The organism is Pseudoalteromonas sp. SG44-8 (assembly GCF_014164125.1).
Taxonomy (GTDB): Bacteria; Pseudomonadota; Gammaproteobacteria; order Enterobacterales; family Alteromonadaceae; genus Pseudoalteromonas; species Pseudoalteromonas rhizosphaerae.
Genome location: NZ_JACJEQ010000023.1, coordinates 51,074 through 64,361, shown reverse-complemented (window position 1 = coordinate 64,361; position 13,288 = coordinate 51,074). Strand labels below are relative to the sequence as shown.

Here is a 13,288-nt window from a genome sequence, read left to right as displayed (position 1 = left end):
TAGAACCTAGAACCTAGAACCTAGAACCTAATTTATAAAAGGCACTTTTTTGCAACGCATTTATATTAGTTTATTCACAGTCGTTTTATTGCTCACTTTAGTGGGTCAAGCGGTTGCGTCTGTAACTATGAGTTGTGATATGCCACACATGAGTCAACCGCAAGCAACTATGGCTGATAGTAGTGATATGCATCACGACATGTCTGCGGGTATGATGAACATGGATTGTTGTGACGATGACGCAACCGCTAATCAAGAGTGTGGTTGTCCAATGAGCGCCTGCAGTACTCACTCAATGTTAAACATGAGTGTGTTAGTTACCGTTATACTGACGACGTCTGAAAAAGTACAACTTTATATCCCGCAAAATCAACATCGTATAGCCAGTTCACTGTATCGCCCTCCTATGCCTGCTTAATTGCAGGATAGGTGCGTCTAAAATTTACCTAAATCACCTTTTCTGCCCCTAAATTTAGTTGTCTTTTAATTTTAGTGGAGTAAGTGATGAATCACTTCGCAGTATTTAAAGTCAGTTTTTTAGCGCTTATGCTAACAACTGCAATTCCAGCACACAGTAATGAATTAAGCCTTGATGAAGCGCTCAGCTATGCACTTGATAATGAGCCATGGCTAACCGCCAGCAAATATCAACAAGCTGCTATACAAGCACAAAGTTTAGCGGCAGGCACACTGCCGGATCCAGTATTAACGGTGGGCTTAATGAATTTACCCACCGACGGTTTTGCTTTTGACCAAGAAGGCATGACCCAATTAAAAGTTGGCGTGAGCCAAATGTTTAGCCGTGGCGATAGCTTAGCGCTTAAGCAGCATGCGTTAGCGCAGTCAGCGCAGCAATATCCTTGGCTACGAGCCGACAGACTCGCTCAAGTAAAAACCATTGTTATTGAATCTTGGCTCAATGCGTATCGTGCCCAGCAAAGTATTGCGTTAATTGAGCAAGATAAAGCATTGTTCTCGCAACTTATTGATATTACTGAATCGAGTTATGCCAGCTCAGTAGGTAACACCCGCCAACAAGATATTATTCGAGCGCAGCTAGAGTTAACCCGCCTTGAAGATAAATTAGTGATGTTAGAGCAGCAGTTCGAAAGCGCGAAAAAGCGTTTATCGCAATGGTTACCAATCAACATGTTAACTCAGCCTGTCAGCGCAAAACGTCATGATATAGCGCCTTTAGTTGATTTTGCGCAGCTTGAATTTGCACAGTTGATGCCATTATTAATGGCGCATCCAGCGATTGTCGCGCTTGATAAAACAGTAGCGGCTAAACAAACAGAAGTTGAGGTGGCAAAACAAGGCTATAAACCGCAGTTTGGGGTAAATATGGGCTATGGTTATCGCGATGATACGCCAATGGGGGATTCCCGAGCGGATCTGTTTTCAGTTGGTGTGAGTGTTGATTTACCACTATTTACTGATAACCGCCAAGACCAACAAGTTAATGCGGCGATAGCTATGGCTGAGGCGGTGAAAACTCAAAAACTAATTGCATTACAAAAGCTACAAGGGATGTATTTTAAAGAGTTTAGTCAGTTGCCCCAATTAGCAAAGCGTGATGCACTTTATCAAACTAAATTATTGCCACAAATGGCAGAGCAAGCACAAGCTACATTAAATGCTTATACCCGTGATGATGGTGACTTTTCAGAAGTAATGCGCGCCCGTATCAGCGAACTGAATGCCAAAATTGATGCGTTAAATATAGAGATTGATCAACAAATTATTATTGCTCGCCTGAATTATTACGCTAGTAGCAAAGATGCTGCTGTGATGGTTGAGCAATTAGCAGGAGAGCACCGTGAACACTAATTTAAAATTGCTTATCGCAGTACTTATAGGTGCAGGAATATCTGCTAGTGGCTTGTATTTTTTTGGTAGTAGTACAGAACCCGAGGTGATCAGCGCAGAGAAAAAACCATTATATTGGGTTGCGCCTATGGATAGTAATTATCGCCGTGATGCACCAGGGCTTTCACCAATGGGGATGGACTTAGTACCTGTGTATAGTGAAGTAGCTGACAACAATCAAGATGGTCCCGGTGCAGTGACAATTTCCCCTGCTGTTGTTAATAATTTAGGGGTTAGAACGGCTAAAGTACAGCTCAAGGCACTGCAAAGTGAAGTAAAAACGGTGGGCTACGTACAATACAATCAAGATCAGTTAGTGCATATTCACCCGCGTGTAGAAGGCTGGATAGAAACGCTGTACGTTAAAGCCGCTGGCGATCAGGTAAAACAAGGGGAACCGCTGTATACCTTATACTCTCCGCAACTGGTAAATGCTCAAGAAGAATTTGTACTGGCTGTTGATCGTAATAACACCGTGCTTATTCGTGCAGCCAAAGCGCGCTTAAAAGCATTGAATGTGTCGGATGGTTTTGTCGAGCGCCTACAAGTTAATAAAAAGGTGATGCAAAATATTACCTTCTATGCTCGCCAAAGTGGTGTGGTTGATGAACTTAATGTGCGCGAAGGTTTTTATGTCAAGCCAGGCACCTCAATGATGAGTATTGCTCAACTTGATGAAGTTTGGGTAGAAGCCGAAGTATTCGAGCGGCAAGCGCAGCTTATTGAAGTCGGTTTACCGGTGACTATGACTCTAGATTATATTGCCGGACAAAGCTGGCGCGGTAAGGTCGATTATATTTACCCAACATTGGATGCCAAAAACCGTACTTTGCGGGTGCGTTTACGCTTTAATAATCAAGATCACCAACTAAAACCGAATATGTTTGCGCAAGTAAGCATCCATGCTAAAGCTGCTGAGCAACAACTTATAGTACCTAAAGAAGCGGTGATCCGCACCGGTTCCCAAGACCGTGTTGTTATCGCTTTAGGCGAAGGACGCTTTAAATCGGTGGCAGTCGAACTGGGCCGCAGTGATAGCCATAACGCCGTTATTTTAGCGGGCGTTAAAGCCGATGATGAAGTGGTGACGTCAGCGCAATTCTTGTTAGATTCAGAATCCAGCAAAAGCTCTGATTTTAAGCGCATGCAAACACCAGAAGCTACCACTAGCGTGTGGGGCAAAGGAGTCGTTAATAGTGTAATGGCAGGTCACCGTATGGTGAATATCAGCCATGACCCTATTGAAGAGCTCGATTGGCCTAGTATGAAAATGGACTTTACGGTTGCCGATAGCGTTGATTTTCAAGCGCTGCAAGCTGGGCAAACACTGCATTTTGAGTTGACTAAAAAAGCCGATAGCAGTTATATGATTAGCGGCATTCATATTATGGATTCCACCCATATGATGAGCGAAGCGCAAAATATGGCGACCGTAACCGGTACTATCAACAGCATTAATAAAGCCCAGCGCACTGCCAATATTAGCCGTGGTGCAATTGAGAAATGGCACCGAGATCCGGCCACTATGGAATTTATGTTTGCTGAACATATTGATTTAAGTAGCCTTGAGCCGAAGCAACAGCTGAAATTTACTTTTAGTGTGCAAGATGGTGAGTTCGTGATCCAGCGTATCGATACTGAATCAAGCATGCGAACAAGTGACAATAGCGCTATGTCATCGCATGACGGACATTAGGAGGCTTTATGATAGCAGCAGTTATTCGTTGGTCCGTTACCAATCGCTTTTTTGTATTATTGCTAACAGCAATACTCATTGGCAGTGGTTTATTTGCGGTAAAAAATACCCCAGTTGATGCCTTACCTGATTTATCCGATGTGCAGGTGATTGTAAAAACCTCATACCCAGGGCAAGCGCCACAGGTGGTGCAAGATCAGGTTACTTTCCCACTTACCACCGCGATGCTCTCAGTACCCGGGGCGCAAACAGTACGTGGTTTTTCATTTTTTGGTGATTCCTACGTATATGTCATCTTTGATGAAAACACCGATCTTTACTGGGCTAGAAGTCGAGTGCAAGAGTATTTAAGTCAAGTAGCAAGCCGCTTGCCCGACAGCGCAACCGCAGAGCTGGGCCCAGATGCCACCGGTGTAGGTTGGATTTATTTATACGCGCTGGTGGATAAAACCAATCAGCACGACATTAGCCAGTTACGCAGCTTGCAAGATTGGTTTTTAAAGTTTGAATTGCAAACCGTACCAGGGGTGTCAGAAGTGGCCTCAGTGGGCGGTATGGTGAAGCAATATCAAGTCAATGTAGAGCCAGATAAACTGCGTGCTTATGGTATACCACTGAGTTTAATTCAAACCGCAATTAAGCAAGGTAACCAAGAAATGGGCGCTTCGGTGGTGGAAATGGCCGAAGCCGAATACATGGTAACCAGCACCGGTTATATAAAAAGCGTCGCTGATTTAGAGGCAATTCCACTTGGGGTGAATGCCAACGGCACACCGCTGCAATTACGCGATGTAGCCGATATTCGCCTTGGGCCACAAATGCGCCGTGGCATTGCTGAGCTAAACGGCGAGGGCGAAGTAGCTGGTGGCGTAGTGGTGATGCGCTATGGCGAAAACGCACAAAAAACCATAGAGCTGGTGAAAGCAAAGCTTGAATCACTCAAGAAAGGCTTACCCGATGGGGTAGAAATTGTGCCTGTGTATGACCGCTCTAATCTGATCAAAAATGCAGTGGATAACCTCACCAGCAAACTATTTGAAGAGCTAGTGGTAGTGGCGCTTATTTGCATCGTATTTTTGTTCCATGTACGCTCGTCCTTGGTGGCAATTATCACTTTACCGCTGGGAATATTAACGGCATTTATCATCATGTATTGGCAAGGCATAAACGCCAATATAATGTCGCTCGGTGGTATTGCTATCGCCATTGGCGCGATGACCGACGGCGCGATTGTAATGATCGAAAACATGCATAAACACATGGAAAAAACGCCACTAACCGATGAAAACCGCTGGCAAGTTGTCACCGATGCTGCCAGTGAAGTCGGTCCAGCGCTGTTTTTTAGCTTAATGATTATTACCGTGAGCTTTATGCCAGTGTTTATTTTAGAAGCCCAAGAAGGCCGGATGTTTGCTCCGTTAGCGTACACTAAAACCTATGCCATGGCCGCATCTGCGGGCTTGGCAATCACTTTAGTACCGGTATTAATGGGTTACTTTATACGCGGCAAAGTTATTTCTGAGCAAAACAACCCAGTAAACCGCTTGCTAGTGAATGCTTACAAGCCGCTGCTGAACACGGTTTTGCGGTTCCCTAAAATGACTTTAGTACTGGCTGTGGTGGTCGCTGTTATTGGCTTTTATCCGGTCAATAAAATTGGCAGTGAGTTTATTCCGCCGCTGGATGAAGGCGATTTAATGTATATGCCGACGACTTATCCTGGTTTATCGATTGGGAAAGCGCGCGAGATTTTACAACAAACCGATAAGCTCATCGCCACAGTGCCAGAGGTGTTAACCGTGTTTGGTAAAGTCGGCCGGGCAGAAACAGCAACCGATCCTGCGCCACTGACCATGATTGAAACCTTTATTCAGCTCAAGCCAAAAGATCAGTGGCGCGAAGGCATGACCTTAGACAAGTTGAAAAAAGAACTCGACGGCTTAGTGAAGTTTCCAGGCCTGACTAATGCATGGGTGATGCCGATCAAAACTCGTATTGATATGCTGGCAACTGGGATTAAAACCCCTGTGGGCATTAAAGTTGCGGGACCAAATTTGAGCGAGATTCAAAAAATTGGTCAGCAGATTGAAGTGTTACTTAAAGATGTACCCGGCACGGCTTCCGTTTACTCTGAGCGAGTAGCAGGTGGGCGTTATATCAAGGTCGATATCAACCGTGAAAAAGCCGCCCGTTACAGCTTAAATATTGCCGATGTGCAGCAAGTGGTTGCCACCGCAATTGGCGGCATGAATGTAACCGAAACGGTCGAAGGGCAAGAGCGTTACCCGGTAAACTTACGTTATCCGCAAGACTACCGGGATTCGCCCGAAGAACTGATGCTATTGCCAATAGTCACCCCTGCAGGGCAACGCATTGCTCTTGCCGATGTGGCTGACGTATTTATTGAAGATGGTCCGCCGGGCATAAAAAGCGAAAATGCCCGCTTAAACGGCTGGAGCTTTATTGATATTGATGGCATTGATATTGGTAGTTATGTCGACAATGCGCGCAAAGTGCTTGACGAAAAGCTAGTGCTACCAGCAGGTTATTCAATAACCTGGGCAGGGCAATATGAATACATGGAACGTGCGAAAGAAAAGCTCGCCTATGTATTACCACTGACCTTAGCGATTATAATTGTGTTGTTGTACCTCAACTTTAGAAGCTTTGTAGAAGTGGCAATTATAATAGCAACCTTACCGCTGGCGATGATCGGAGGCATCTGGTTAATGTACTTAGAGGGCTTTAACTTCTCAGTCGCCGTGGGGGTGGGCTTTATTGCCCTTGCTGGGGTCGCGGTGGAAATTGGCGTGATTATGCTGGTGTACTTAAATCAAGCCTACCAAGAAAAGTGTGCTCAAGCCAAGCTAGCAGGTACAACGCTTAGTTTTGCGGAGCTTAAACAAGCCATAGTCGAAGGCGCAGGCCTGCGAGTACGCCCAGTGATGATGACAGTCGCCACTATTATAATCGGTTTGCTCCCCGTACTTTACGGCACAGGCACCGGCAGTGAAGTAATGAGCCGCATCGCCGCGCCGATGGTCGGCGGTATGTTTAGTGCGATTGTATTAACCTTGCTCGTATTACCCGCAGTGTATTTGTTATGGCGAAAGCGGGGCCTAAATTCGTAAGTTGAATTAAAAATACAGAGTCCATCAAACTTTGTTTGACCATAGTCGCAGAATCTCGTAAAACAGGTACTGCGACTACCTCACAATTTTTGTAGGTCAATAGAGTCATTAAGGAGTACACAGGTAAATGAGTTTATATTTAAATATCAACTTTTTGCCCCATAGCTTTCCCAAAGCGTTAGCGCTTTGGGAGTTGGCTGATTTTAGCAACGGCTTAATTCAGCATGAGCAGTTATCTAAAAAAAAATCCTGAAAAATATAGAAAAGTTTATATAAATAATACAAAAGAGCTTAATTTCTATATTGAGCAAGGAGAAGCGGAAAGTGGTGTACCGCTTAACGATAAATTGCCATTCTTTAACTGGGAGGTATTAAATACAGAGTTGTCAATTCCATGTAATTATTATGAGATGGATGCACAAGCTAGTTTTGTAGAAAAAAGTTTACTTGATTTAGGTAAGTTAAGTATATGCTTAAGTTATGGATATTACCTGCTTGTAACAAAAAGTTATAAGCTAAAGCGCTTTACATATCGCTTTAGCCGTGAACCCTTAAGGCTAGTGCCACCAGAATCTGTATTCCAGCTAAGTATTGCAGTTATATTGCATAATAATGATTATGCTTGCCAAATTTATACGTTATTTCAAACGGGCTACATGAAGCATTGGGTGAATAGATCAAAAAGTCATATTGGTGATTTTATTATCTTGCTGTTTGATAAGGTAAAAGGTGGCAATACCTTAAAACCGATCGTTGATGATTTTGCTTACCAAGCTATTTTAGATAACTGGGATAGTAATGATTTAACAAAAATCACCACTTATCTTAATCAGTTATGTGACGATCAAGTCGCTCAGGTAGCATCACCACCGAGTAAGATGTTTTTTGAGTTTGACAATATGAATTGGCAATTTACACCTTATGCCGCACTTATGCTGTTAACGCTAAGAGCACAACATGGCCTTGATAATCCTGATTTTGAGCACCCTGGTTTTGGCAATGTTACTGCTTTACTATTAACGGCGCCTGTAGCGCCTCAAAAAGATGACGTGCTTGAACAGCTAGTTGCCAAGTTGCATGAGCAAGGCTTTGATGAAAAAGCATTGTTAGTCTAGTTGTGGATTTCAACTTGCGATATAAAAGAGCCGAAGGATATTGTTTAATCACGAAAGTCGATTTGTATTTTTATGCATGGTATGGAGTATTTATGAAGGCTTATATTATCGTAGGTTTTGTTGTTTTATCTTCTTTATTTTTTTTATGATTTTACAATTTATTTAATCACTGTTTCGAACCGTTTGATTATGAATTTAAAGGTGAACAGCTTGCTACTTTCGAGCTAAGAAATTCTTACCTCTATGAATTTGCAAAGGATTATAAGTTGTCATTTATTTTAGTTCTGCTTGGTGATGAGGAGGTAAGTGGCAAACTCTCATTTACTGGGCGCCTTCTCCATTTGGAAAATAGCTTCATTCGTAAGTTATTTTCAGGTCATGATGGTGAATTCTACTTTTTTGTTGATTTTAATGGTAGCAAAGGCTTGATTGATCGTAAGAGCGCTAATGATATAGGTATTGTTTTTGTGAATGGGTTAAAATGAAAAGTGCGAATTTATCCAAAATAAAAATATAGCCTAAACGCCCCTAAAGCATTAGCTTTTAGCCTGTCCTAGAGTTTCACCCTATAAAAATTACCCTATGACTTGTAACTTATACGAGTTTGGGTGATTTACTTTCAATATCTCTCTGTTTTAATTTAACTTTTTATTGGCACGTTTTACGCAGGAGTATGGTTACTAGGGTTAATTAAGGAACGCACATGCAAGTTAAAACAATACAAGAAGTGTACGACTGGACTGTACTATTTCATACCCAAATGGCGGCAAATTTTTTTAGTCTCAGAGACGATTTAGCAGAGCATAACCAAATGCTGGCAGACTATTTTGTTAAGTACGAAAAAAAGTTGGCTGAGGATTTAGTTGGTTTTAAAGCCATCACGGAGATCAATACCTTAGATACTTATTGTTACGAGTACTTTGCTGAAAACTCTGAACTGATTAATTTTACAGATTTAAACCGTGATACGCGTGTTGATGAGCAAGCCATGCAAGGTTATATATCAGATCAGCATCAAAAGGTGATCAATCTTTATCAATACTTACTTAGTCGTGCAGAAACGCCAACAGGTAAAGAGAAACTATCTCAATTGCTGGAGCTTGAACATCAAGGATTAAAGCAAATGATGCAAAGTGCTAATCGTCATATGGATATGTAATAGAAGATCTAATTTGGATAGCGCATGCTATCCAAATTCAGCCATGTCTGTAAATCACACAAAGTCGATTAAAAAGCCTACTTTCTTCAAATATTTTTGCTCTTGTTGTAAATCAGCATGAAGCAAGGTTTGTTCATTGAGCCAATCAGCTGGGAACTGCAATAGCATACTATTGCCTTTTACTGACACTGCTAACTCTTGATGTTGATCGTTAAGGCGTTTTTGATTTAATAATATAGCTAGTCTGAGTAATACAATTAATTGTAATATTTGAAAGTGGGGCACCGAGAGTAAAGTTGGAAATTCTTCTAAACGAATTTTTTTACGGTAAAACCGTATCATACAGCTTAATAATGTTTGCTGTTGTTGAGTAAATCCTGGCAGCTGACTATTTTCAACAACATAAGCACTATGTTTGTGTAAGCCTGATGAGTTAATACCTAAACCCACTTCGTGTAATTGCGCTGCCCACACTAATAATTGATGATTATCTAATGAGTCGAGCTGCCATTCTTTTTGTACTTGTAGGAATAACCAATCGGCAGTATTTGCAACACGTTGTGCATGTACTTTATCTATTGTGTTTCTTTCGCTTAAATTAGCTATGGTATTGGTGCGTATATCTTTAAGCGCTAACTTTTGCTGCATTTCATGCAGTAAACCTTCACGTAGTGAAAAGTCGCTGTAATCCATTTCGGTAATATTAAACAGCTGAAAAATCGCGAGTAAAATAGCTAAGCCACCGCAAATACTTACTTGACGCTCCGGGCTTAAACCTTCAATAAGTAAGTTATCGATAGTTTTAGCGGCTATAAACTGAGTTTTAAGTTCGAGCAATCGCTCCTGTGTGATATTTTTTTGTTCAGGGTCATTAGCGTTGATCATGGCTAATATTGATTTAATGGTGCCTGACGTCCCCACTACCGATTGCCAGCCTGCGCTGACGTAATTGGCAAAAATAACCTCAAGTTCTTGCTCTGCTTTTATTTGTGCTTTGCTAAAGCGTTTATCGTTAATAATACCATCGGCAAAAAATTGCTTGGTATAGCTTACGCAGCCCATATTACGGCTAGAGAGCAGCTTATGTTTAAAATGCTTGCCAATAATTAGCTCGGTACTACCGCCGCCAATATCAATAACTAAACGGTTTTCATCGTGATGAACATAATGAGCAACACCTTGATAGATTAAGCGGGCTTCTTCTTGACCTGAGATCACATCAATATGATAAGGAAAAACTCTATTTGCCTGAGTTAAAAATGAATTAATATTTTTAGCTCTTCGTAATGTATAAGTTGCAGCAATTTTTACATTGCTCGCAGGGAAGTCTTGTAGCGTAGTAGCAAACTGCTTTAATATCGTTAATGCTCTATCGATAGCCATTTGACTTAATTGGTTTTTTTCATCTAAGCCATCGGCTAAGTAAACGCGTTGTTTTTCTTTGTGGAGAATTTGCAAAGAGCCATCCACTTCTCTTGCGACCACTAAATGAAAGCTGTTTGAGCCTAAGTCAACCGCAGCTATTGAGGGATAATCATTCATTATTGTAATTGCCTTCCCATTTTTTTAAGTGATCATAAATAGCTATTTGCGAACGTATTTTTTTACGATTACCGCGTCTAACATAATGATTTTTCTGTTCGCTATCAATGATTCTCGCTTTGGTACGATCTTTAAATTGCAGTTCAAGTACGTCAACAATGAGTTGTTTTAGTTTTTCATCATAAATAGGCACGCCAACTTCAACTCGATGATCAAGATTACGTGTCATCCAATCTGCAGATGAAATATAGACTTTTTCATCCCCATTATTACCAAAGATCATAACTCGCGGGTGCTCTAAAAAGCGATCGACGATACTAATTACCCGAATGTTGTCGCTAAAATTATTGAGTCCTGGCACTAAGGAACACATACCACGGACAATAATGCGAATTTTAACACCGCTACGAGCGGCCAAGTACAAACAATCAACCAGTTCTTTATCTACTAAGTTATTTATTTTTAATGTTATTTTACCGGTGTGGCCATTTTCAACATGGGTTATTTCTTGGTGAATTAAACCAAGCAACAGCTGTCGAGCGTTCACTGGCGAAATCATCAAATGTTCGAACATAAACGGTTTATAACTGCTTTCAATAAACTTAAATACGCTATCACTTTCGTCACAAATACCTTGATGTTTAGTAAATAAACTAAAGTCTGTATAAATTTTGGCGGTTTTTTCGTGAAAATTACCAGTGCCAATGTGCGCGTACTTTACTATTTGACCTTTTTCACGACGATGAATAATACATAACTTACTGTGTACTTTAAGAGCTGGTATACCAAAAATAACTTTAATACCTGCGCCACTGAGTACTTTTGCCCACTCAATATTATTTTGTTCATCAAAGCGTGCTTTTAGCTCCACCATAACGGTGACTTTTTTGCCATTTTTTGCCGCGTTGATCAGTGATGAAATTAATCGAGATTTACTCGCAACACGATAAATGTTTACTTTAATTTGTGTTACTCGAGGGTCAAATGCTGCTTGGCGAACATATTCCAGTAGATGATTAAATGTATGATATGGATAATAAAGTAGAATATCTTGCTGACTAATTGCAGCAAACACACTGGCATGATTATTAAATGCAGTGCTTTGCAAAGCCGGTAATGATTTGTTTTCTAAATATTGCCGACCAACATTGGGAAAACCAATAAAGTCTCTAAAGTTACGATAGCGACCACCGGGGATCAACGCATCGTGATGAGTAACACCTAAGCGTTTTTTCATTACTTTGAGCATTGGCTCGGGCATCGCTTGGTCGTATACTAAGCGCACCGGCTCGGCATAAATACGCTGTTTTAGGCCCTTAGACATCTTATCTAAAATACCTTCTTCTAGTTCGTCATCTAGGTTGTATTCTGCATCACGGGTCAGCTTGATTGCGTAGCCTTGGATCTCAGTAAAACTAAAAAAACTGCTAAATACGTCACTTAAAAAAAACAAAATAATGTCATCTAACATCACAATAGTTTTATGACGACGGGTTTTTTCGGGTGGTAAAATTACAAAGCGTGGTACGCGATCGGTAGGGACTTCTAACATCGCATAATGACTTTTGTCGTTAAACATTTCGACAAACAAGTACGTCATTGTATCGTTAATATGATCTGAGAAGTCTTTATTTTCATCTAGCATTATAGGCGATATATGCTGTAATACATTGTCATGAAAAAATATTTTTAGCCAGTTAATATGAAATTCACTAAGTTGCTCGGGACGGTCAACATGAATGTTGTGGGTATTTAAATCATCGAGAATTTGCTGATGAATAACGTTAAATTTTTTACCAAGCTGCAAAACCTTTTGCTGAATTTGGGTCAGTAAAATTTCATCTTCATCAAAATTAGTATCTGGTAGTTTATTTAATAGAATACGTCGTTTTACATCGGCAACACGGACTCTGAAAAATTCATCTAAATTGTTTGAGAAGATCCCCAAAAAACGAATACGTTCAATAATTGGGTTATTTTTATCTTTAGCTTCTTGTAAAACGCGATCGTTAAAAGACAGCCAACTTAACTCTGGGGCAAAATAATTAATCGTTTGAGACGCATCAGCGCAGGCGTTCATATTCTATTCCTTGGATAGCAACTGAACAAAATATAAAGTAATTAGATGACATAAAAATGACAAACATGTCACTTTTATGACATGTTTATCTAGCTATAAGAGATGAATTTTAGCTGTGGCTTAAGCGTCTTCAATATCAACAATTAAGTCGGATGTAATTGCTTCGAGTGCAGCAACAACTTCGTCTTTATTCATGCCTGAAGGCAAGGCAACAGTTGCTACGGCGCTGAAAATTGGTAGTCCCCAGTTTGGTGCGCTTTGCTGCTTAGAGTTTAAGTGAGTGATATTAGCCCCTTTGTGACGCAATACTCCTGCAAGTTCTTGAATAATACCTGGTCGGTCATTACCAGTTATCACAAAATTAAGCTGTTCAGCAGGTGTGTCTGGTAGTTCATGCGCGCCTGTTTCAATCCGTACTTCTAATTGTGGTAAGCCATGCAATGCGTCTTGTAATTCTTGCAGATGCTCTGCTGGCACAGCTACTTCAATGATGCCAGCAAAGTGACCGGCTAAATGGCTTAAGTTACTGGTTAACCAGTTACCATTATGATTTAAAATTGCAGATGAGATGTCTTCTACAAGTCCTGGACGATCTTGTCCCAAAATAGTTATAACCAATTGCTTCATATAGATAATTCCTAAAGAGTGCCGTAATTAAATAATAAATGCCCAGGCATGAAATTATTGTTATATTAA

Annotated in this window: 10 protein-coding genes; 7 read left to right on the top strand and 3 right to left on the bottom strand. The window is 40.9% G+C overall.

The genetic code is table 11. The annotated features are described in order from the left end of the window. Positions 1-49: 49 nt before the first annotated feature. The 7 genes from H5163_RS15930 (at position 50) to H5163_RS15900 (ending at position 8,970) form a co-directional block, all read left to right on the top strand. Positions 50-418, top strand: a complete 369-nt coding sequence (locus H5163_RS15930) for a hypothetical protein (protein ID WP_182719192.1) — start codon at positions 50-52, stop codon at positions 416-418. An 86-nt stretch (positions 419-504) separates the two neighbouring features. After that, the gene (locus H5163_RS15925) at positions 505-1,830 is read left to right on the top strand and encodes a TolC family protein (protein ID WP_182732004.1); all 1,326 of its coding nucleotides are present in this window, start codon (positions 505-507) and stop codon (positions 1,828-1,830) included. After that, positions 1,820-3,565 (top strand): efflux RND transporter periplasmic adaptor subunit, encoded by a 1,746-nt coding sequence (locus H5163_RS15920; RefSeq protein ID WP_182735514.1) that lies wholly within the window; start codon positions 1,820-1,822, stop codon positions 3,563-3,565. The genes H5163_RS15925 and H5163_RS15920 overlap by 11 nt, the downstream gene beginning before the upstream one ends. A gap of 8 nt (positions 3,566-3,573) precedes the next feature. Next, positions 3,574-6,696, top strand: coding sequence for an efflux RND transporter permease subunit (locus H5163_RS15915; protein WP_182735513.1), 3,123 nt, complete (start codon positions 3,574-3,576; stop codon positions 6,694-6,696). A gap of 224 nt (positions 6,697-6,920) precedes the next feature. Then, positions 6,921-7,811 (top strand): hypothetical protein, encoded by an 891-nt coding sequence (locus H5163_RS15910; protein ID WP_182735512.1) that lies wholly within the window; start codon positions 6,921-6,923, stop codon positions 7,809-7,811. Between the two features lie 266 nt (positions 7,812-8,077). Further along, positions 8,078-8,296: a hypothetical protein gene (locus tag H5163_RS15905; protein WP_145238198.1), complete on the top strand. Its 219-nt coding sequence runs from the start codon at positions 8,078-8,080 to the stop codon at positions 8,294-8,296. Between the two features lie 218 nt (positions 8,297-8,514). Further along, a complete protein-coding gene (locus tag H5163_RS15900; protein WP_145238201.1) occupies positions 8,515-8,970 on the top strand; it encodes a hypothetical protein in 456 nt (151 codons plus the stop codon). Between the two features lie 54 nt (positions 8,971-9,024). On the opposite strand, the gene H5163_RS15895 is transcribed toward H5163_RS15900, so the two are convergent. The 3 genes from H5163_RS15895 to H5163_RS15885 form a co-directional block, all read right to left on the bottom strand. After that, the gene (locus H5163_RS15895) at positions 9,025-10,512 is read right to left on the bottom strand and encodes an exopolyphosphatase (RefSeq protein ID WP_145238204.1); all 1,488 of its coding nucleotides are present in this window, start codon (positions 10,510-10,512) and stop codon (positions 9,025-9,027) included. After that, positions 10,505-12,592 (bottom strand): polyphosphate kinase 1, encoded by a 2,088-nt coding sequence (ppk1, locus tag H5163_RS15890; RefSeq protein WP_145238207.1) that lies wholly within the window; start codon positions 12,590-12,592, stop codon positions 10,505-10,507. Before ppk1 ends, H5163_RS15895 begins: the two co-directional genes overlap by 8 nt. 120 nt (positions 12,593-12,712) lie before the next feature. Further along, on the bottom strand, positions 12,713-13,219 hold the full coding sequence (locus tag H5163_RS15885) for a glycine cleavage system protein R (RefSeq protein WP_145238210.1): 507 nt from the start codon (positions 13,217-13,219) through the stop codon (positions 12,713-12,715). Positions 13,220-13,288 lie beyond the last annotated feature (69 nt).